Origin of the sequence: Branchiibius cervicis, assembly GCF_042661605.1 — a bacterium.
Classification (GTDB): Bacteria; Actinomycetota; Actinomycetes; order Actinomycetales; family Dermatophilaceae; genus Branchiibius; species Branchiibius cervicis.
Genome location: NZ_JBHSWJ010000002.1, coordinates 3593595 through 3613217, shown reverse-complemented (window position 1 = coordinate 3613217; position 19623 = coordinate 3593595). Strand labels below are relative to the sequence as shown.

Genomic DNA, 19623 nt, shown 5'->3' with positions numbered 1-19623 from the left:
ATGTGGCGCACATACTGAGTCCATGACCGTCGACGCGGCTCCCGCCTGGACCTTCCGCAACCACTGGATGAGCCACGTGGGCCGGCACGCCCAGATGCAACCGCAGGGTACGGCGCTGCGCTACCGGGGTGCGGACACCACCTGGGCGCAGCTGGACCAACGATGCCGCCGCCTCGCCCACGGCCTGCGCGACCTGGGTGTCGAGCCGGGTGACCGGGTGGCGTTGCTGTGCCTGAACCATCCGCAGTTCGTCGAGATCGTCCTGGCCGCGAATCATCTGGGCGCCATCGCGGTGCCGCTGAACTTCCGACTCACGCCGCCGGAGGTCGCCTACGTGCTGCACGACAGCGGCGCGAAGGTCGTGTTCGCGGATTCGCTTCTGGCCCCGGCACTTTCGCAGGCCGGCGAGCTGACCGTGATCGAGGTGGGGTCCGCGTCCACGGGGCAATCGGCGTACGACGATCTGCTGGGTGAGCCGGTCGAGCACGGCGACGTGCCCGAGTCGGCGACCGCCCTGTTGATGTACACCTCCGGCACGACCGGCCGTCCCAAGGGCGCGATGCTGTCGCACGCCAACTTGGCGGTGCAGTCGATGACCTGCATCCGGGCGATGGAAACGTTCGATGAGACCGATATCGGTTTCATGACGGCGCCGTTCTTCCACATCGCGGGCCTGGGTTCGTTGGCACCCAACCTGCTGCTCGGCGTACCCACGGTGATCCATCCACTGGGCGCCTTTGACCCTGCGGCTGTGCTGGACGCCTACGAACGTGAAGGCGCCACAGTCGTTTTCAACGTGCCGCAGCAGTGGCAGCTTCTGTGCGCGGAGCAGTCCGCGCGACCGCGCAACCTCAGGTTGCGCGTCCTGACCTGGGGTGCGGCTCCGGCTCCGGCCTCTGACGCGTTGCTGCGGCAGATGAGCAGCACGTTCGACGGTCTGATCGTGGCGGTCTTCGGGCAGACGGAAACCTCGCCGATCACCTGTGTCCTGCGGGGTGAGGAGTCGTTGCGCAAGCTGGGGTCGGTGGGGCGCCCGGTCGCGACCATCCAGTACCGCGTGGTCAACGAGGCGATGGAGGATGTGCCGGTGGGGTCGGTCGGAGAGATCGTCTACCGGGGTCCGCAGGTCATGCAGGGCTATTGGAACAAGCCGGCCGAAACGGCAGCGGCTTTCGCAGGTGGTTGGTTCCACTCCGGTGACCTGGTCAAGCAGGACGACGAGGGCTTCGTCTGGGTGGTTGATCGCAAGAAGGACATGATCATTTCCGGCGGGGAGAACATCTACTGCGCCGAGGTCGAGAATGTGATCGCCGACCATCCGGATGTGGTGGAGGTCGCGGTGACCGGACGACCCGATCCGCAATGGGGAGAGGTCCCGGTGGCCCACGTGTCGTTGCGTCCGTCGGCCGGGTTGACGCTGGAGGAGCTGACGGCCTTCCTCGGTGATCGGTTGGCCGCCTTCAAGCGACCCAAGGAGCTGGTGATCCTGCCCGCGTTGCCCCGCAACGCCAGCGGCAAGGTCCTGAAAACCACACTGCGCCAGCAGGATTCTTCCCAGCCGACAGGAGCGTGAGCGTGTCGGATCTCTACGAGCCGGAGCACCTGGCCTTCCGCGACACGGTCGTGAGCTTCCTGGCCAAGGAGGTGACGCCGCACGCGCAGGAGTGGGAGCACGCCGGCAAGGTCGACCGGTCGCTCTTCACGGCAGCGGCCACAGCGGGTGTCCTGGGTTTCACCATCCCGGAGGAGTACGGCGGCGGCGGCAGCGACGACTTCCGCTTCAACGCCATCATGAACGAGGAGTTGGCCCGTAGCGCGACCTCGTCCGGCGCGGGCGGGATCGGTCTGAGCAACGACATCGTCATTCCGTACTTCCTCGGCCTCACCAACGAGGAGCAGAAGCGGCGCTGGTTGCCCGGTATCGCCGCCGGCGAGTTGATCGTGGCGGTCGCGATGACGGAGCCGGGCACCGGTTCGGACCTGGCCGGCATCCGCACGCGGGCCACCGCCGACGGGGACGGCTACCTCGTCAACGGGGCCAAGACGTTCATCTCCAACGGGCAGAATGCCGACCTGGTGGTGACCGCGGTGCGCACCAGCGACGATCCGCACAGAGGCCTGTCGCTGGTGGTGATCGAGGACGGGATGCCCGGCTTCGAGCGCGGGCGCAACCTGGAGAAGATCGGACTGCACGCCCAGGACACCTCGGAGTTGTCGTTCACCGATGTGCAGGTCCCCGCCGCCAACCGGTTGGGGGAGGAGGGGGCGGGCTTCCTGGGTCTGATGCGCAATCTGCCGCAGGAACGGTTGTCCATCGCCATCACCGGGTTGGCCGGTGCGGAGGGTGTTTTCGAGCGAACCCTGTCCTACGTCAAGGAACGTACGGCGTTCGGCCGACCGATCGGCACCTTCCAGAACACCCGGTTCGTGATGGCCGAGATCGCCACGCAGTTGCAGGTGACCCGCGCCTACATCGATGACTGCATCCGCAGGCATTGCGCCGGGAAGCTCACGGCTGAGGAGGCCGCCGCCGCGAAATGGTGGTGCACCGAGCAGCACGTGCAGATCGTGAACCGCTGCCTGCAGTTGCATGGCGGGTATGGCTACATGCGCGAATACCGGATCGCCCGGGACTACGAGGACGTGCGCATCTCGACGATCTACGGCGGCACCACTGAGATCATGAAGGAGATCGTGGGTCGCAGCTTGGGCCTATGACTGCTTCACCTATTCGTTCTTGCCCCACCGCCGACTGTAGAGGCGCAACGCCTGCAACTCAGCGATGTTCGAGTCGACGTCGGTGGAAGCGGCCTGCTCAGGCGCTGCGTCACGATCGTCCGGCGGAGGCCGGCGCGACTGAGGTGGTCCGGGTAGATCACGAACCGCTGCGACGGTCCCTGCTCCTGCCGAACCGTCAGCAAGACGTCATACCCGCGGCGCCGCGCATCGAGCCGCACGATCTCGCCCTTGAGGGCGTGCCCGGCAAAACCTCGAGCGGGACGGATCGTCGAGTCAGTCATCGGCGCTCGTGTGCGTCGAGGCGTTCCAACGCTCGCTGTACCGTCGAAGCGCCTGCAGCGCAGCAATTTCCGAGTCATTGTCCGCACTCACGATCGCGTCGATCCCGCGCAATGCTCCCTCGACGGCGGCGGTCGCATCCTGTTCCGGGGTTGTGGCGCTACCGGGCGGACAGACCGTGCGCCGTGCGGCCGGGATCTCGTCCAACAAGCGATAACTGTCCACGATCGTTTGGGCCGCCTGACGGGCAGTTTCGCTGTCCAGGGTCGAGAGCGTGGGCACGACATCGACGAAGAGGAGGACGTCGCCGGCGTCGCTGAGCCGATCGTGGCGCCGCAGGGCCGCTGCGGCGTCGAGGACGACGGCCGCGATCTGGCGCTCCGGTGCGGCCGCATCGCTGCGCGCCACCGCCTCTCGCGACATCAGATCGTGCAGCTGCCGGGCGCCCATGCAGAAGCTGCCTTCGCGCAGCGCGTTGACCGCCTGGATCGCCCACGGCGCACCGGCCGGATCACCGACCATTGCGAGGGTCTCCGGCAGGAACTCACTGTGCGGGCAGTACTGGTACCGACCAGCCATCCCGCGCCAGAAGTTCAACCGGGCGACGACCGCACCGAGGACAAGGAGAGCCAGCAGCGCCCCGGCCCCGGCGGCCGTCGGAAGCACATACTTTCCCGGGTCGTCCTCGGTCGCGGGTATCAGACCGAACAAGACGCCGCCCGCCCCGCCCAAGGTGGCCCACATGCACCCTTTCAGCCCGTAGTCCAAGAACGTCGCCCGGGAGGCCGCGGGGCTCGCTTCGTTCCAGTACAGCCAGTTCCGCTGATGCGGTCCGTGCTCCTGCTTGGCGGTGACCCGGATTGCGCCGTTCTCACGGTCCGCACGGAACGTGACGAGGTCCCCCATCAGACGCCGGCTGGTGAAGCTGCGCATCGGCCACAGTTCGCGATCGTTCGACCCGGGACTCAGCGCCCGCCGATCCTCATATCTACTGATGTCCGGACCTCCTGGGCAGGATCCTAAATGGCCGGGGAGTCGTCCGCGGCCGGAACGCCGCCGGACGGTCATCGGCCCAGCAGATACCGTGGGGCTATGCCCGGCGAAGTGCTGACCATCGACGGCCTACCCGGCGGTACGACGCGCGGCGGCCGACCGTCGAGGACGTCCCCGCCGTGACCGCGCTGCTGCGGGCACACCAGATCGCGGCCCATGGCTCCGCCAGCGTCGACCCCGACATGGTGGAGACCAATCTGGTCGGCTACGGCTCCTGGACGCGTCGACAGGCGCTCGTCTTCGACCACGGCACGTTGGTGGCCTGGCTCTCGGTGCACGACCGCGCGGCCGGTCGGAGCATGGTCGAGGTCACGATCAGCCCCGAGGTCGCCGACACCGACGCTGCGGCGATGGCGAGCGCGCTCTTCGGGTGTGCGGAGCGCCTCGCCCGCGAGATCGCCCACACCCGGCAGCTGCACGGCACCCTGCTGGACTCCGGCGCCTACGAAACCGACGCGCGCCAGCAGCAGTGGTTGTCCGACTACGGCTTCGAGAAGGTCCGCACCTGGTTGCAGATGACCCGGCCGGTCACCGCCCAGGACGCGACCGACGTTCCTCCCCGCGCAAGGGCGTCACGGTCCGGTTGGTGCGCCAGCACCCCGACGGTCTACCGGTCGCCCAGGACCTGCAGGCGGTGCACCGGGTGCTGGAGGAGTCGTTCCAGGACCACTTCAGCTCCTACCGCGAGAGCTTCCCGGAGTTCATCATGCGCTTGCGCGAGGACCCCGGGCACCGTTGGGACCATTGGTGGTTGGCCACCGTCGAGGTCGACGGCGAGCAGCTGCCGGCCGGTGCCGTCGTCACCACCGTCCTACCCGAGGACGCCGAGGGATTCGAGGGCACGTACGTCGATTACATCGGTGTGCACCGCCGTGCCCGTGGCCGCGGGGTCGCCAAATCCCTTCTGAACACAGTCATTTCGGAGACGGCCAGGCGCGGCGGCAATCGCGTCGGCCTCGAGGTGGACGCCGACTCACCGACCGGCGCCGACGGCCTCTACACCTCGATGGGCTGGGTGACCACGTACCGCACGCAGTCCTGGCATCTGGATCTCGACCTGCGCTAGGCGATCAACGCCGGGCCCGGCGGGTTTCCTCGCGCAGCTGCTCGACCCGCTGGACCAACTCGGCCGTCGCCTTCTGCCGGGCACCGGGCGGGTACTGGCCCGGCTGGCGGCAGATCCGGTCCAACCGCTGCGCATCGTGCATGAGGCCTGCCTCCTGCTCAGCCGTCAGCCAGGTCCGGGAACCGCCCAATTCTGCAGCCTGGTCCCGGCCACCGGAGCGGTCCAGGGTCAGGATCACTTCCCCGAGCCAATCCGGTTGGTAGTCGGGCAGATCGGCGGTCGCACCCCGAGTGTCGTCCGAGGCGAGGATCAACGCCTCGCGCAGGCGGAACATCGCCTCCTGCACCCGCCCGTGACCCCACGACAAGTGCTGTTGCCGACACGCGGTGATCACCTCCTGCGCTCGGTCCAAACACGCCTCCTGCTCCCTGCGGGTCGTGGCCGCGGCCCACACCTGCAGCTGGGCGGCATCCCGATGGCGTGCGGTGCGACCCAGTTCGCGTTCCGCTTCGATCAGTGTGGAGTGGCGGTAGCCGGTGACCACGATGGGTCCGGTCGCGTCGGTACCGGCCGGGATGACATGGACCGGTTCCAGCGCTTGCCGTGGATCCAGATCCAGCGGATCCTGTTGCGACCACTGGGAGTTCGCGTACTGCTCCAACGCTCGCAGAGTCGTCGTATCGGTGACGAAGCTCGCCGCCTCCGCCTCCCGCAGCACCGACTGGGCCGCCTGCACGATGCGTGCGAACCGTTGCTCCGGCGTGACCCCGTCCGTATCCGCGGCTTCGCGCAAGTAGCCCGGGATCTCGCGCAGTGCCTGGTGACCCTGGACGATCGCCGCCGCAGCCGCCTGTGCCTGCGCCTGCTGTTGCATTCCCAGGAACGACTGTCGCCTACCCACCCGTGCGGGCAACTCCGGGTCGGTACCGTCGACCGCCGTGCGCAACACGTCGCGGGCGTCCGCGAACACATCGCCGCCGCTGGGCTCCTGGCCCGGCGATCGGCGTACGTCGAAGCGGCGGGTCAGCCACCAGGTCAGAGCCACCACCAGCAGGGTCCACAGCACGAGCAATGCCCACATCCCGGCAAACCCCCTTCGTCAGGCTCATCCTGCATCGCTGCCCTTGGGGCGTCACCCCCAAGTGGAGGTCACCCACGCCGCCCGATAGGTAGCTTGGGCCAGTCCATCTCATCGAGGAGAGCACTATGCCGGATCTGCAGGTCGTTGCCACCATTCCCGCCAAGCCGGAGGCCGCTGACGCGATCCGTGCGGCGCTGCGCACCCTGGTCGAGCAGACGCGGCAGGAGGAAGGCTGCCTGTCCTACGACCTGTTCGAGTCCGCCGCGGCGCCGAACACCTTTGTCACCGTGGAGCGTTGGCGCGATCAGGCCGCGCTCGACGAGCACATGCGCTCACCGCACCTGGCCGAAGCGTTCGCCGCGGCCGACGGGGCGCTGGCCGGCGATGTCGCGATCCACCCGTTGACCCCGGTCACGGACTAAGGACGCGCAGGCAGCAGACGGCGTAGGTTCTGAGCATGCGCTCCGACACGCTCACCCTGACCGCCTCCGACGGCACGCCGCTGCACGTCTATCGCTGGCTGCCCGACGGCGAGCCGATCGCCATCGTGCAGGTTGCGCACGGGATGGCCGAGCACGCCGGCCGCTACGAGCGGTTCGCTCAGGCCCTCACCGACCATGGCTACGCGGTGTACGCCGAGGACCACCGCGGTCACGGCGTCACCTCCCGGACCACGGGAGTGGGCTACCTCGCCGACGGTGACGGCTTCGACACCGTCGCCGAGGACTTCGTGACCGTGTTCGACGCGGCCACCGACGAATTCCCCGGGATCCCCCGGGTGCTGTTCGGACACAGCATGGGTTCGATGTTGGCGCGGCACTTCGCGACCAAGCACAGCGCCGACATTTCGGCGCTGATCCTGTCCGGGACGGCCGGTGACCCCGGCGTCATGGGCAAGGCGGGCAAGGTCGTGGCCACCCTGGAATCGAAGGTCCGTGGCAAGCGCACGCCGAGCCCGCTGATGAACAAGCTCGTCTTCGGCGAATACAACAAGGCGTTCAAACCCAACCGCACCGATTTCGACTGGCTCTCCCGCGACGAGGCGGAGGTGGATGCGTACATCGCCGATCCGCAGTGCGGCAAGGTTTTCAGCTCCGGCTTCTACGTCGATCTGCTCTCCGGGCTGGACCGGATCAACGCCGAGGAGCATGTGGCCACCGTCCGTCGCGACCTACCGATCCTGCTGATCGCCGGGGACAGGGACCCGGTCGGCGCCAACGGCAAGGGGGTCCAAGCCGTCGGCGCGCAGTACGAGAAGGTCGGGGTCAGCGACGTCACGGTGATCCTCTACCCCGGCGCCCGCCACGAGTTGCTCAACGAGACCAACCGCGACGAGGTGACCGAAGGCATTCTCAGCTGGCTGGCTGAGCACCTTCAGTAGCCGCGTCGGAGGTCTCAGCAGCCGCCCGCCGCAACTCGTCCAACTCTTCCTCGGACTCCGGCAGCAGCACGCTCAGGTGCTCCTCGTCGGCCAGCAGCTTCGTGCCCAGGAGGGTCAGCACGATGCCGGCGACCGCCCACCCGAGAATGGTGAGCACGAACGGCCACACGCCGGCTCCGCCGAAGTAGACGACCCGCCGGATCGCTTCCGTCGCACAACCGTTCGGCAGCCAATCCCCGATGACCCGCCAGAAGGTGGGCAACACGTCGCTCTGGTAGGCACCGCCCGCGCTGGGGTTGCCCAGGACGACGAAGAGCAGCACCGCCAGGCCGATTCCGAGCACGCCCAGGAACGACTGGAAGGCGATGGTCACGACGCTCGCGGCGTACGACACGAGTGTTCCGATCCCGACCAGGGCCCAGAAGTGCCCGGTGATCGCACCCAGGCCCTGATCGACGACGAGTGCGCCACCGAGACCGGACAGGAAGGCGTACGGCACGAGGCCGAGGACACGAGCGGTGGCTCGGGTCAGATTGTGCGCCCTGGTGCCCTTGGCGATGCCGAGCAGGGAAGCGACCAGGTAGCCGCCGACCATCCAGCCGATCGCCAGATAGAAACCGCTCAGCCCGCGCGCGTCACCCGATTGCAGCGGCACGATGTCCGTGGTTGTGATCGTGCGTTGCTGAGTGGCCAGGGCCCGGGTGAAGACCGTTTCCATGCTGGTGACCACCGACGTGCCGCCACCGCTGGCCACCAACAAGGTGTCCTGGGTGCCGGAGGGGTTGATCACCAACGCGGCGCTGCTGTCGACGTTCTTGATCTCCTGACGGGCCGCGGACTCGCTGGACACCACATGCGCCTTGACCGGGGACCCGTCGATCGCGTTCAGCTTGGCGACGGCCTGTTCCCCGATCTGCTGGGTCGGGGCGACGATGCCCACCGGGACGTCTTTCGGCTTCGGCTCGTGGAAGGCGCCGACGTAGGACCAGATGAAGGCGACCTGGAGCAGGAGCACGCCGATCATCAGGACAACGGTGCGCGCATCGATGGAACTGCGCAGTTCTTGGCTGAAGGTGCGCGCTGCGTGTTTGGGATCGTGCGGTTCGCGAGCCATGAATCTTCCTACGACATCGAACGGTTGGGGTGCAAGAAAGGCACAACCCTTCGACACTACATCTGTAGTAAAGCGTCGGGCCAATCCGATCCGCGTGGGAATCCTCACACCGCCGAAGCGCATCGATGTGACGGGTGCGGCACTGCCCACCAGACCCAGGGGTGTCCCGCCGCCGTCACCGTTCGGGCACAGTCCGTTCCGTCCACTTGAAGGAGGAATCAGCATGTCCACGGTGCTCATCACCGGAGCAGGAACGGGATTCGGCAAGGAGATCGCGCTGCGGCTCGCCGAGAACGGCCACGACGTGATCGCCGGAGTCGAGATCATCGCCCAGGTCACGGCACTGCGGCAGGCCGCCACGGAGCGCGGCGTCGAACTGCAGGTCGAGAAGTTGGACGTCACCAGCGCCGACGACCGGGACAACGCGTGGAACTGGGAGATCGACGTACTGCTCAACAACGCCGGGATCTCGGAAGGCGGCTCGACCGCTGACATCCCCGAGGACCATCTGCGCCGGCAGTTCGACGTCAACGTCTTCGGTCCGATCCTGCTCACCCAGGGATTCGCCAAGCAGATGGTCAAGCGCGGCGGCGGGACGATCGTCTTCATGAGTTCGGTCGCCGGCCTGACCACCGACCCGTTCACCGGTGCCTACTCCGGCTCCAAACACGCCATCGAGGCCTTCGCCGATGCCCTGCACCAGGAGCTGGCGGAATTCGGGGTCCGTGTCGCGACGATCAACCCCGGCCCATTCCTCACCGGCTTCAACGACACCATGTTCGAGACCTGGAAGACCTGGCGCGACGACCCGCAGCAGCGCGTTTTCGACTACAGCAAGCTCGCCTTCCCCCACGAGCAGTACGACCCCGAGCCGGTTTTCTCCACCACGGTCGCCGTCATCACCGGCGATGACACGGGATACCGGCATGTGCTGCCCGTGGAGACCATCCCCCAGACCAAGGAGCAGATGGCCGCCGTGTGGGATCGCCGGCAGAACACCGGCTCGGGTCCGGACGCCCGACCTGAGCTGGTGCAGAAGGCCTATGACATCGAGCCGGCCACACCGGTCTTCTGATCTCGGCGCAACGCAAAGCCCCAGGTCCGAAGACCTGGGGCTTTGTCATTCTGTGCGCGAGGGGGAGTTGAACCCCCACGCCCTTTCGGGCACACGGACCTGAACCGTGCGCGTCTGCCTATTCCGCCACTCGCGCGAGTGCCGGTCTAGTGTGCCTGTTCAGCAGCCGTTTCACCAAACCGGGCCTGCCTGCGCTCCACCGCCCCGACGATTCTGAGGTGATCGCAGCTGCTGAGGATGGATTGTTGCTGAGAATCCTCAGGAACCTCGAAGTCCTCAGAATCGTTGATCTGCTGCGTAACCAACAGGGCAACCAGGTGCCCTCCAGCGCGGCTCGCCGATCGCCACACCTGCCGCAGTTACCATGATCCTGCCCTGCGCCAACCACCAGGGCAGCGGCTGCGCGCAACCGCGCGGCACCGACCGGGAGGCCAGACATGGGTGTGTTCGAGAAGCTGGAAAGGCGCCTCGACAAGAGCGTGAACTCCGCCTTCGCCCGGGCGTTCCGCTCGACGGTGCAGCCGGTCGAGATCGCCAGTGCCATCCGCGGCGCGATGGACGACACCGCCTCCCGGACCAAGCGCGGCGAGCAACCGGTCGTCCCCAACGTCTTCACCGTCTACCTCTCGACCGAGGACCACGCCGAGCTGACCAAGGACGAGAAGGGTCTGGCCGATCAGTTGATCGCCGCCACCGCCGAGCACGCCGACACCCAGCGGTACGCCGCGCGCGGACCCTGGGCGGTGACCTTCGAGTTGGACGACACGCTGGAGACCGGCGTCTTCCGGCTGCGACCCTCCATCGCCAAGGATCCCGCGGCGATGAACGAGCCGCAGCAGCCGGCCCCGTCGCGCGCCACCGAGCCCGACGAGCCGTTCAACGTCCGGCCGGCCGGCCTGGGCGCGGCGTACGCGCAATGGCAGACGCCGGCCGAGACCTTCGACGAGCGCATCGAGGACCAGTCCCCGTTCAACGCGCCGCAATACGAGGAGCCCGGCTTCGACGCCGGCACCTGGCAGGACGAGGTCGACGAGCGTGACCCGTACGCCGCGGCGCCGCGACAGTTCCAGGCCCGCCCCTACCTGATCATCCAGGGGGAGCGCTACGAACTCGCCGGTGCGATCACGGTTCTCGGCCGCGACGAGGCCGCCGACATCATCATCTCCGACCCGGGAGTCTCCCGCCGGCACAGCGAGATCCGGGTGACCAACGACGGGCCGCACAAGGTCGCCTCGGTGCGCGACCTGGGCTCCACCAACGGCACCTTCGTCAACGGCGACCAGATCACCTCGGCGCGCCTGCGCGACGGCGACCGGATCACCATCGGGCGCATGAGCATGACGTACGGCGACGGGTCCCGCCGGTGAGCGGGCAACCCATCAGAGGTGCTGCATGAGCGAATTGACCATCACGCTGATCCGGTTCGGCGTGCTGATCGCCATCTGGGCCTTCGTGATCGCGATCGCCCTCGTGTTACGCAACGACCTCTACGGCACCCGGGTGGTGACGCGCGGTGCCTCGGCCGCGAGCGCCGTACCTCGTGAGCGTGCGCAACGCCGCAAGCGGGCCACCGGACCCACCCACCTGACCGTCACCGACGGATCGATGCGGGGCAGCCGGATCCCCTTGGGGGACACGCCGATCCTGATCGGGCGCAACCCCGAATGCAGCCTGGTGCTCAGCGACGACTTCGCCAGCGGACGGCACACCCGGATCTACCGGGACGGCCTGCAGTGGTACGCCGATGACCTGGGCTCGACCAACGGCACCTTCGTCGACGACCGCCGGATCAGCGAGCACGCCACGTTGAAGCAGGGCAGCGAGATCCGGATCGGGCAGACCGTCCTCGAGGTGCGATGAGCATCGCCCTGCGGTACGCCGCCCGGTCCGACCTGGGGCTGGGTTCCAAGTCACGCAACGAGGACTCCGCCTACGCCAGCCCGGACCTGCTCATCCTGGCCGACGGGATGGGCGGACATGCGGCCGGCGACGTGGCCAGTTCCACTGTGGTGGCGCACCTGCTGGAGCTGGACGACGACTCCCACGGCGCCGACGACGTGCTGCGCGATCTGGGCGACTCGGTGGCCGGAGCCAACGCGCGGCTGACCGATTACATGACCGCCAACGCCGACCTGGACGGGATGGGCACCACGCTGATCGCGTTGGTGCGCTCGGGGACATGCTGGCGCTGGCCAACATCGGCGACAGCCGGGCCTACTTGCTGCGTGATGACACCTTCACCCAGATCACCAAGGACCATTCGTTCGTGCAGTCGCTGCTCGACGAGGGTCGGATCACCGCCGACCAGGCCGTGCACCACCCGCAGCGTTCCCTGGTCACCCGCGTTCTCACCGGTCGTCCCGACGACGAACCGGACCTGTCGCTGCGCGAGGCCAAGGTCGGCGACCGCTACCTGCTGTGCTCCGACGGCCTGTCCGACTACGTCGCCGGAAGCACCATCGAGGAGATCGTCCGCAGCTCCGACACGGTCGAAGAGACCGCCGACCGTCTGATCGAGATCGCCCTGCGCGCCTCCACCCGCGACAACGTCACGGTCGTGGTCGCCGACGTCGTCGCCGGTGACGACGACTCCGCGACCCGGGACCCCACGGTGGTCGGTGCCGCTGCGATGCGCACCGTCGGGGATCCGGACGCGCTGGAACCCCGTACGCCCGCCGAGAAGGCCGCCGCGTTGCGGCGATCGCTGTCCGAGCCGCTGCCGGAGCAGGACGCCCCCGAGGAGCTCGAACTCGCCGAGCAGTCCCGTCGGCCCCGCTGGTTGCGATGGAGCGCGGTCGCCGTCGTGGTCGCCGCAGTCCTCGGATTGGCCGCCTACTTCGGATACGCGTGGACCCAGCAGCAGTACTACGTGGGATCCGCGGACGGCAATGTGGCCATCTACCGGGGGATCTCGCAGAACATCGGGCCGCTGCGACTGCACTCGGTCAAGGAGCGCACGGACATCGCGCTCACCGATTTGCCCAGTGCCTACCGTCAGCAGGTCCGGGACACGATGTACGCCTCGTCCGCCCAGGACGCCCAGCAGGTCGTGACCAATCTGCGTATCCAGGCGGCCGTTTGTCAGTCGAACCCGCTGGGGTGCAGCTGATGAGCATCGTCACCGCCGCCGCACCGCGCACCCGCCGCAACACCGAGTTGCTGCTGCTGATCTTCGCCATCGCCATCGTGCTGCTGTGCTACACCAACGTCGGGCTGGCGATCGACGGCACCGTGCCGGCCGACCTGGTCACCCTCGGGGTTGGCTTCGCTGCCCTCACCCTGGCGTTCCACCTGATCCTGCGGTGGCGCGCGCCGTACGCCGATCCGGTCCTCCTCCCGCTCGTCACCCTGCTCAACGGGCTGGGCGTGGTCATGATCCACCGGATCGACCTCGCGACGGGCCGCAGTATCGGCGACGGCGCCGCGCTGCGGCAGTTGATGTGGAGTGCGTTGTCCATCGTGTGCGCCGCGCTGCTGGTGATCTTCCTGCGCGATCACCGCCGGTTGCAGCGGTACAAATACACCTTCGCCCTGGCCGGCCTGATCCTGCTGTTGCTGCCGCTGCTTCCGGTCATCGGCCGCAACGTCAACGGCGCCCGGATCTGGGTCGGCGTGGGCGGGTTGACCTTCCAGCCCGGCGAGCTGGCCAAGATCTGCCTGGTGATCTTCTTCGCCGCCTACCTGGTGCAGACCCGCGATGCGCTGTCCCTGGTGGGCCGGCGGGTCCTCGGCTTCCCGCTGCCACGGGCGCGAGACCTCGGCCCGATCATCGTGGCCTGGCTGGCCAGCCTGGTGGTGCTCGTCTTCGAGTCCGACCTGGGCACCTCGCTGATGCTGTTCGGGGTCTTCGTGGCCATGCTGTACGTGGCCACCGAGCGGGTCAGCTGGATCGCGATCGGCCTGGTGCTCTTCGGCGCCGGTTGCTACCTGGCCTACCTGCTGTTCGCGCACTTCCGGGTCCGGGTCGATCTGTGGCTGGACCCGTTCACGCCGGGGATGTCCGATCAGTTGGCCAAGGGCCTGATGGGAATGGCTGCCGGCGGCCTCTTCGGCACCGGCCTGGGCCAGGGGCATCCGGAGATCACCTACTTCGCCAACTCCGACTTCATCATGGCCTCCTTCGGTGAGGAGCTGGGCCTGGTCGGCGTCGCGGCCCTGCTGAGCTGTTACGTGATCATCGTCGAGCGGGCTCTGCGCGCCGGCGTCGCGAGCCGCGACTCCTTCGGCAAACTGCTGGCCACCGGGTTCGCCGCGATCATCGGCTTCCAGTGCTTCACGGTGTTGGGCGGGGTGATGCGGGTGATCCCGCTGACCGGGCTGACCACGCCGTTCCTGTCCGCCGGCGGGTCCTCGTTGCTGGCCAACTGGTTGATCGTGGCGCTGCTGTTGCGGATCAGCGACGGCGCCCGCCGCCCGGACGCCGCGGCGCGCCCGGTCTCGCTCGGTGACGAACCCACCCAGGCGGTGTCGGTCCGATGAACGCACCCATCCGCCGTCTGGGTCTGGTCCTGGCCGCGATGTTCTGCGCGCTGCTGGTGGCGGCCACCACCATCCAGTTCGTCCAGGCCCAGAGCCTCAACGAACGACCCGGCAACCGGCGTACCCTGCTGGCGACCTACGGCAAACAGCGTGGGGCGATCCTGGTCGACGGCAAAGCGGTCGCGCAGTCGGTGCCGGTCGATGACGACTACAAGTACCTACGCACCTACCCCCAGGGCAAGCTCTATGCCAGCGTCACCGGCTACTACTCGATCGTCTACGGCACCAGTGGGATCGAGAACTCCTACAACGACCTGCTGTCCGGAAGCTCGGACAAACTGTTCTACCGGCGGATCGTCGACATCGTCACCGGGCAGAGCCAGAAGGGTGCCAGCGTCGAGCTGACGATCAATCCCAAGGCGCAACAGGTGGCCGCCGACGCGATGGGCAGCCAGCGCGGCGCGGTGGTGGCACTCGACCCACGATCCGGCGCCATCCTCGCGATGTACAGCTCCCCGTCGTACAACCCCAATTCCCTTGCTTCGCACAACCTTTCGTCGGTCATGAAGACCTGGCAACAGCTGACCAGCGAGCGGTCCAATCCGATGCTGAACCGGTCGATCAACGAGCTGTACCCGCCGGGTTCCACCTTCAAACTGATCACCTCGGCCGCCGCGCTGAGCACCGGCAAGTACACGACGTCCTCGGAACTGGACGGCCCGGCGCGTCTCCCGTTGCCCGGAACCTCCATCTCGCTGCCCAACGACACCGGCGAGGCATGCGGTGCGGGCGACAAGACGACGCTGGAGCACGCACTGACGATCAGTTGCAACACGGCGTTCGGTTCACTGGGGATGGATCTGGGTGAGGACGCCCTGCGCAACCAGGCCAGCAAATTCGGCTTCGCCCAGCCGGTCACCGTCCCAATGAGCGTCACCCCCAGCGTCTACCCGACCGGCATGGACAAGGCCCAGACGGCCATGTCGGCGATCGGTCAGTTCGATGTGCGGGCCACGCCCCTGCAGATGGCGATGGTGGCGGCCGGCATCGCCAACGACGGCAAGGTGATGACCCCCTACCTCGGGCAGACCGTTCGGGATGCCAACCTCAACGTCGTCCAGAGCGCCGACCCGAAACTGTTCTCGACGGCCGTCACCCCGCAGGTCGCGAACGATCTCACCACGATGATGGTCAGCGTCGTCGACGAAGGCACCGGCAAGAAGGTCCGGATCAGCGGGATCAAGGTGGCCGGCAAGACCGGCACCGCCGAGACCGCCCCGAACAAGAACGCCGACGTCTGGTTCGTCGGATTCGCACCCGCTGACAATCCGACGGTGGCGGTGGCCGTGCTGGTCGAGGACGGCGGCACGGCCGGGCAGGAAGCTCTCGGAGGCACCGTCGCGGCACCGATCGCCAAGCAGGTCCTGGAAGCGGTGCTGCAGCAATGAACCCGGGGGAACGCAGTGATGGAGGTAGTCGGGTGAGCGACCAGAATCCGCCGATCGACGACGAGGACCACACCGTCGCCGATCCACCGCAGGAGCAGGATCAGATCCCGGTCGGTGACAACACGCCCCGGATCCTCGGCGGCCGCTATGAAGTCGGCGAGCTCATCGGCCGCGGCGGCATGGCCGAGGTGCACCTCGGCCACGACAACCGTCTCGGCCGCACCGTGGCTATCAAGGTGCTGCGCACCGATCTGGCCCGCGACAACGCCTTCCTGACCCGCTTCCGCCGCGAGGCGCATTCGGCGGCCGGGCTGAACCATCACGCGATCGTGTCCGTCTACGACTCCGGGGAGGACATCTTCATCGAGGCCGGCGGCGGCCGGGTGCAGATCCCCTACATCGTCATGGAGTACGTCGATGGCCGCACGCTGCGGGAGATCCTCAACGAGGAGGGGCACCTGAGTCCCGACGAGGCAGCCCGGGTGACGATGGGCATCCTGTCGGCGCTGGAGTATTCGCACGAGAAGGGCATCGTGCACCGGGACATCAAGCCGGGCAACGTGATGCTGACCCGCGGCGGCAGCGTCAAGGTGATGGACTTCGGGATCGCCCGGGCGATCGCCGACTCCGGTGCGACGATGACCGGCGCCCAGGCAGTGGTCGGAACGGCGCGCTACCTGTCACCGGAGCAGGCCCAGGGCGAATCCGTGGACGCCCGCTCGGACCTGTACTCCGCCGGCTGCGTCCTCTACGAATTGCTCACCGGCCGCACCCCGTTCGTCGGGGAGCCGGTGTCGCTGGTCTACCAGCACATCACCGACAAACCACAACCGCCGAGTGTCTACGAGCACAGCGTGCCATCGGCCATGGACGCGGTGACCCTGCACTCGCTGGAGAAGGGCCGCGACGCCCGCTACCAGACCGCCGAAGCCTTCCGCGCCGACCTGCAGAACGCCCGCGCAGGTCGCCCCGTGAGCGCCGCCGCCCAACACACGCTGATGGAAGCGGGCGTCGCCCGGCCCGTGACGGAGCGACCGGACAGTGTCGACCGCCGCGACCACACCAAGGACCTGCAGACCGCTCCGCCACGCAAACGCCGGATGTGGCTGTGGGCGATTGCCGTGCTGGCCGCACTTGTCGCCATCGGCGGTGTCGGCTTGCTGCTCAACCAGCAGTCCCAGGACAAGACGGCGGTGGTGCCGCCGCTGACGGGCATGACCCAGGCCGCCGCCGAGACCGCCCTGAACGCCAAGGGCTTCCAGGTCAGTGTGCAGGACCGAGCGGACAACGCCGCCAAGGGCATTGTCATCGATCAGGATCCGGCCAGCGGCGCCGAGGCCAACGTCGGATCCGTCGTCACCCTCACCGTCTCGGCCGGGCCGGGCAACAAGGTGATCCCGGCCAACCTGGCGGGGATGAGCCAGGCCGACGCGAACGCCGCGCTGCGTGCCCTCGGTTTCCAGGACGTCAAGGTCGCCAGCCAGACGGTCGACGATTCGCAGTGGGGGCAGGGCCTGGTCGTGTCCACCAATCCCGCGGCCGGTACGACGATCCCGGCCACCCAGACGGTCTACCTGAACCTGTCCAGCGGCCTGGTGACCGTGCCGGACAACCTGGTCGGCATGTCCGCCCCCGAGGCGAGCGCCGCGTTACTCAAGGCGCATCTGTTCATGAGTTTCAAACAGGTCCAGGTCACCAGCCCGAGCCAGGTCAACACGGTGCGCAAGGTGCAGGACGCCGGCGAGAAGGTGTCGGTGAACTCCAGCATCGACGTCTACGTGGGCAGCTACGAGCCGCCGACGAAGACCATCACGGTCAATCCGACCACGCCGCCGACGTCGCCGACCAGCACTCCGACGTCCCCCAGCACGCCGACGTCACCGACGCCGACCAGCACCTCGACCTCGGCGACGACCACGACGAGTGCTCCGCCGGCGCCCTGAGGGTTCGGCGGGGCTCAGGCGGTGTGCACGAGAGGCGCGAGCCCCTCCGAGCGCTGCACAGCTGCCGGGTCGCCGCAGATCGCCAACCAGTTCGCCAACAACCGGTGCCCGCCCTGCGTCAGCACCGACTCGGGGTGGAACTGCACGCCGTGCAGCGGCAGGTGCGCGTGCTGCACCGCCATGATGACGCCGCTGTCGGTGCGCGCGGTGACCACCAGTTCGTCGGTGACGGTGTCGGATTCGATGGCCAGCGAGTGGTAGCGCGTGGCCGTGAACGGCGACGGCAGGCCCTCGAGGACACCGCGGCCGTCGTGGATCACCTGGGAGGTCTTGCCGTGCAGCAACTCCGGAGCCCGCGAGACGGTCGCGCCGTAGACCACGCCGAGAGCCTGGTGGCCCAGGCACACCCCGAGCATGGGCTGGGCGCGGTCAGCGCACGCCTCGATCATCGCCATCGACACCCCGGCCTCTTCCGGGGTGCCCGGACCGGGAGACACCAGCACCCCGTCGTACGCCGCGCCCTCCTGCGCAGTCACCGCGTCGTTGCGCACCACGTGGGTTTCGGCTCCGAGTTGCTGGAGGTAACCGACGATGGTGAAGACGAAGCTGTCGTAGTTGTCGACGACGAGGATGCGGGTCACCGCTCTATTGTGCGCTGCCCACGGGCACCTTCGCGTACTGCAGACTCAGCCCACCGCCGTACGCCGGGAAGGTCACGTTCTTCTTGGTCTGGACGTCGTACCCCAGCCCGATCATGTCGACGTACTGCCGGTAGCCGGCCACGGCCGGATCGTCCTCCAGGGCCGCCTTCAGCTTGGCGGGGTCGCCCATCGCGGTGATCGTGAACGGCGGGGAGTAGACCCGGCCCTGCAGCAGCAGCGTGTTGCCGACGCAGCGGACCGCTGAGGTACTGATCACCCGCTGGTCCATCAGCATCATGGCGGTCGCACCGCCGCGCCAGAGCGCGTTGACGACCCCTTGGACGTCCTGCTGGTGCACGAGCAGCCAATCGTTGTTGGCACCCTCGGGCAGTTGGCTGGGGTCGAGTTTGGAGTCGTTGAGAGCCACGCTCACCACGCTGCCGGTGACCGAGGTGAATCCGGCGCTGTGCGCCTCCTGGTCGGCCTGCGCCTGCAGCGCCCGCAACCGACTCGAGTCGGAGCGGCTGTTCAGGGCGTTCACCTCCGCCTGCAGTGTGGCCACCGTTCGCTGCTGGGCGGCGACCCGGTCGTTGCCGGCCTGGACCACATCGACCAGGCTGCGCGTCTCCGGGCGCAGGTCCTGGCCGCCGGACGTGGCGGCGCTGACCCCGAAGAGCACCCCCGCCAACACGGCGATCGCGGGCACGGCGTAGGACCAGCGGCCGCGGTTTGCCAGCCGTTTCATACCATCGCCCCCTGCCTGCATAGGCGCCGTCGCTTACGCTCTACCGTAATCCGCGCGGGCGCCCGTCGCTCGCACCGCAGCCGACCGCGGGCCGTGTGGCCGCACCCGGGAGTAGATGTGAGCAGGGCCGACAACGGAGTCGACGACGTCGACGACGAGTTCACCAGGCAGGCCAAAGACGCGGCCAACGCAGCCGCCGCCCGCGACGACGTGGCCGACGACGTGCCGGCCAAGGACGCCGAGCCCAAGGTCGCCGACAAGGCCGACAAGACCGTCACGACGGGAAAGGCTAAGGCAGGCAAGGACGCGGCGAAGAAGACCACGGACGCCTCCGGCGATGCTGCCGCGACCAGCAAGCGCAGCCGCCGCGAACCCAAGCCGGCGAAGGTCGCCAGCGGCCTGAACCCCTCCTGGTGGGTCCCGACCATGCTCGGGCTGATGGTGCTCGGCCTGGTCTGGCTGGTGGTGTTCTACCTGTCCGGGTCCAAATACCCCGTGCCGGGTATCGGTACCTGGAACCTGGCCATCGGTTTCGTGTTGCTCATGTCCGGCTTTGCGATGACCACCCGCTGGAAATAG

At 67.9% G+C, this 19623-nt stretch carries 17 protein-coding genes, 1 tRNA gene and 1 pseudogene; 13 read left to right on the top strand and 6 right to left on the bottom strand.

Going from position 1 to position 19623, the window contains the following annotated elements:
• Window positions 1–22 precede the first annotated feature (22 nt).
• The gene (locus tag ACFQBT_RS18705) at window positions 23–1573 is read left to right on the top strand and encodes a long-chain-fatty-acid--CoA ligase (protein ID WP_377825058.1); all 1551 of its coding nucleotides are present in this window, start codon (window positions 23–25) and stop codon (window positions 1571–1573) included.
• A 2-nt stretch (window positions 1574–1575) separates the two neighbouring features.
• A complete protein-coding gene (locus ACFQBT_RS18700; protein WP_377825056.1) occupies window positions 1576–2718 on the top strand; it encodes an acyl-CoA dehydrogenase family protein in 1143 nt (380 codons plus the stop codon).
• Window positions 2719–3012: 294 nt separating this feature from the next.
• Here the strand turns inward: ACFQBT_RS18700 and ACFQBT_RS18695 are convergent, their stop codons facing one another.
• A complete protein-coding gene (locus tag ACFQBT_RS18695) occupies window positions 3013–3924 on the bottom strand; it encodes a hypothetical protein (protein WP_377825054.1) in 912 nt (303 codons plus the stop codon).
• A 733-nt stretch (window positions 3925–4657) separates the two neighbouring features.
• Between ACFQBT_RS18695 and ACFQBT_RS18690 the strand changes: the two genes are divergently transcribed.
• Window positions 4658–5137: a GNAT family N-acetyltransferase gene (locus ACFQBT_RS18690; RefSeq protein ID WP_377825052.1), complete on the top strand. Its 480-nt coding sequence runs from the start codon at window positions 4658–4660 to the stop codon at window positions 5135–5137.
• Window positions 5138–5141: 4 nt separating this feature from the next.
• Here ACFQBT_RS18690 and ACFQBT_RS18685 read toward each other — a convergent pair whose 3' ends face one another.
• Window positions 5142–6218, bottom strand: coding sequence for a hypothetical protein (locus ACFQBT_RS18685; RefSeq protein WP_377825050.1), 1077 nt, complete (start codon window positions 6216–6218; stop codon window positions 5142–5144).
• 125 nt (window positions 6219–6343) lie between these two features.
• Here ACFQBT_RS18685 and ACFQBT_RS18680 point away from each other — a divergent pair, with 125 nt between their 5' ends.
• The gene (locus tag ACFQBT_RS18680; RefSeq protein WP_377825048.1) at window positions 6344–6640 is read left to right on the top strand and encodes a putative quinol monooxygenase; all 297 of its coding nucleotides are present in this window, start codon (window positions 6344–6346) and stop codon (window positions 6638–6640) included.
• 35 nt (window positions 6641–6675) lie between these two features.
• Window positions 6676–7599: an alpha/beta hydrolase gene (locus tag ACFQBT_RS18675; RefSeq protein ID WP_377825047.1), complete on the top strand. Its 924-nt coding sequence runs from the start codon at window positions 6676–6678 to the stop codon at window positions 7597–7599.
• On the opposite strand, the gene ACFQBT_RS18670 is transcribed toward ACFQBT_RS18675, so the two are convergent.
• The gene (locus ACFQBT_RS18670) at window positions 7571–8713 is read right to left on the bottom strand and encodes an ABC transporter permease (protein ID WP_377825045.1); all 1143 of its coding nucleotides are present in this window, start codon (window positions 8711–8713) and stop codon (window positions 7571–7573) included. The genes ACFQBT_RS18675 and ACFQBT_RS18670 overlap by 29 nt on opposite strands.
• A gap of 223 nt (window positions 8714–8936) precedes the next feature.
• Here ACFQBT_RS18670 and ACFQBT_RS18665 point away from each other — a divergent pair, with 223 nt between their 5' ends.
• The gene (locus ACFQBT_RS18665) at window positions 8937–9788 is read left to right on the top strand and encodes an SDR family oxidoreductase (RefSeq protein WP_377825044.1); all 852 of its coding nucleotides are present in this window, start codon (window positions 8937–8939) and stop codon (window positions 9786–9788) included.
• 53 nt (window positions 9789–9841) lie between these two features.
• Here the strand turns inward: ACFQBT_RS18665 and ACFQBT_RS18660 are convergent.
• Window positions 9842–9924: transfer RNA gene (locus tag ACFQBT_RS18660), tRNA-Leu, on the bottom strand.
• 301 nt (window positions 9925–10225) lie between these two features.
• On the opposite strand from ACFQBT_RS18660, the gene ACFQBT_RS18655 reads away from it, so the two are divergent.
• The 6 genes and pseudogenes from ACFQBT_RS18655 to pknB all read left to right on the top strand — a co-directional run bounded on the left by ACFQBT_RS18655 (window position 10226) and on the right by pknB (window position 17658).
• Entirely contained in the window at window positions 10226–11155 is a 930-nt protein-coding gene (locus ACFQBT_RS18655) for an FhaA domain-containing protein (protein ID WP_377825042.1), read from the top strand.
• 25 nt (window positions 11156–11180) lie between these two features.
• Window positions 11181–11648, top strand: coding sequence for an FHA domain-containing protein FhaB/FipA (locus tag ACFQBT_RS18650; RefSeq protein ID WP_377825040.1), 468 nt, complete (start codon window positions 11181–11183; stop codon window positions 11646–11648).
• A 310-nt stretch (window positions 11649–11958) separates the two neighbouring features.
• A pseudogene (locus ACFQBT_RS18645) lies at window positions 11959–12897 on the top strand (PP2C family protein-serine/threonine phosphatase); the annotation flags it as partial.
• Entirely contained in the window at window positions 12897–14267 is a 1371-nt protein-coding gene (locus ACFQBT_RS18640; RefSeq protein WP_377825038.1) for an FtsW/RodA/SpoVE family cell cycle protein, read from the top strand. The pseudogene ACFQBT_RS18645 and the gene ACFQBT_RS18640, both read left to right, overlap by 1 nt.
• Window positions 14264–15715, top strand: coding sequence for a peptidoglycan D,D-transpeptidase FtsI family protein (locus ACFQBT_RS18635; protein ID WP_377825036.1), 1452 nt, complete (start codon window positions 14264–14266; stop codon window positions 15713–15715). The genes ACFQBT_RS18640 and ACFQBT_RS18635 overlap by 4 nt, the downstream gene beginning before the upstream one ends.
• A 32-nt stretch (window positions 15716–15747) precedes the next feature.
• Window positions 15748–17658 carry a Stk1 family PASTA domain-containing Ser/Thr kinase gene (gene pknB / locus ACFQBT_RS18630; RefSeq protein WP_377825034.1) on the top strand — a complete coding sequence of 637 codons (1911 nt, stop codon included), beginning with the start codon at window positions 15748–15750 and terminating at the stop codon, window positions 17656–17658.
• Between the two features lie 14 nt (window positions 17659–17672).
• Here the strand turns inward: pknB and ACFQBT_RS18625 are convergent, their stop codons facing one another.
• Both ACFQBT_RS18625 and ACFQBT_RS18620 read right to left on the bottom strand, forming a co-directional pair.
• Window positions 17673–18299, bottom strand: coding sequence for an aminodeoxychorismate/anthranilate synthase component II (locus tag ACFQBT_RS18625; RefSeq protein ID WP_377825032.1), 627 nt, complete (start codon window positions 18297–18299; stop codon window positions 17673–17675).
• A gap of 4 nt (window positions 18300–18303) precedes the next feature.
• Complete coding sequence (locus ACFQBT_RS18620; protein WP_377825031.1) at window positions 18304–19044, bottom strand: DUF881 domain-containing protein; 741 nt, start codon at window positions 19042–19044, stop codon at window positions 18304–18306.
• Between the two features lie 117 nt (window positions 19045–19161).
• On the opposite strand from ACFQBT_RS18620, the gene ACFQBT_RS18615 reads away from it, so the two are divergent.
• A complete protein-coding gene (locus ACFQBT_RS18615) occupies window positions 19162–19623 on the top strand; it encodes a cell division protein CrgA (protein WP_377825029.1) in 462 nt (153 codons plus the stop codon).

What these genes read in the sequence shown, in the direction of transcription:
- ACFQBT_RS18620 (WP_377825031.1), bottom strand. Translation starts at nt 19,044, where the DNA reads ATGAAACGGCTGGCAAACCGCGGCCGCTGGTCCTACGCCGTGCCCGCG.
- ACFQBT_RS18670 (WP_377825045.1), bottom strand. Translation starts at nt 8,713, where the DNA reads ATGGCTCGCGAACCGCACGATCCCAAACACGCAGCGCGCACCTTCAGC.
- ACFQBT_RS18665 (WP_377825044.1), top strand. Translation starts at nt 8,937, where the DNA reads ATGTCCACGGTGCTCATCACCGGAGCAGGAACGGGATTCGGCAAGGAG.
- ACFQBT_RS18640 (WP_377825038.1), top strand. Translation starts at nt 12,897, where the DNA reads ATGAGCATCGTCACCGCCGCCGCACCGCGCACCCGCCGCAACACCGAG.
- ACFQBT_RS18655 (WP_377825042.1), top strand. Translation starts at nt 10,226, where the DNA reads ATGGGTGTGTTCGAGAAGCTGGAAAGGCGCCTCGACAAGAGCGTGAAC.
- ACFQBT_RS18705 (WP_377825058.1), top strand. Translation starts at nt 23, where the DNA reads ATGACCGTCGACGCGGCTCCCGCCTGGACCTTCCGCAACCACTGGATG.
- ACFQBT_RS18680 (WP_377825048.1), top strand. Translation starts at nt 6,344, where the DNA reads ATGCCGGATCTGCAGGTCGTTGCCACCATTCCCGCCAAGCCGGAGGCC.
- ACFQBT_RS18685 (WP_377825050.1), bottom strand. Translation starts at nt 6,218, where the DNA reads ATGTGGGCATTGCTCGTGCTGTGGACCCTGCTGGTGGTGGCTCTGACC.
- ACFQBT_RS18695 (WP_377825054.1), bottom strand. Translation starts at nt 3,924, where the DNA reads ATGGGGGACCTCGTCACGTTCCGTGCGGACCGTGAGAACGGCGCAATC.
- ACFQBT_RS18675 (WP_377825047.1), top strand. Translation starts at nt 6,676, where the DNA reads ATGCGCTCCGACACGCTCACCCTGACCGCCTCCGACGGCACGCCGCTG.
- ACFQBT_RS18650 (WP_377825040.1), top strand. Translation starts at nt 11,181, where the DNA reads ATGAGCGAATTGACCATCACGCTGATCCGGTTCGGCGTGCTGATCGCC.
- ACFQBT_RS18635 (WP_377825036.1), top strand. Translation starts at nt 14,264, where the DNA reads ATGAACGCACCCATCCGCCGTCTGGGTCTGGTCCTGGCCGCGATGTTC.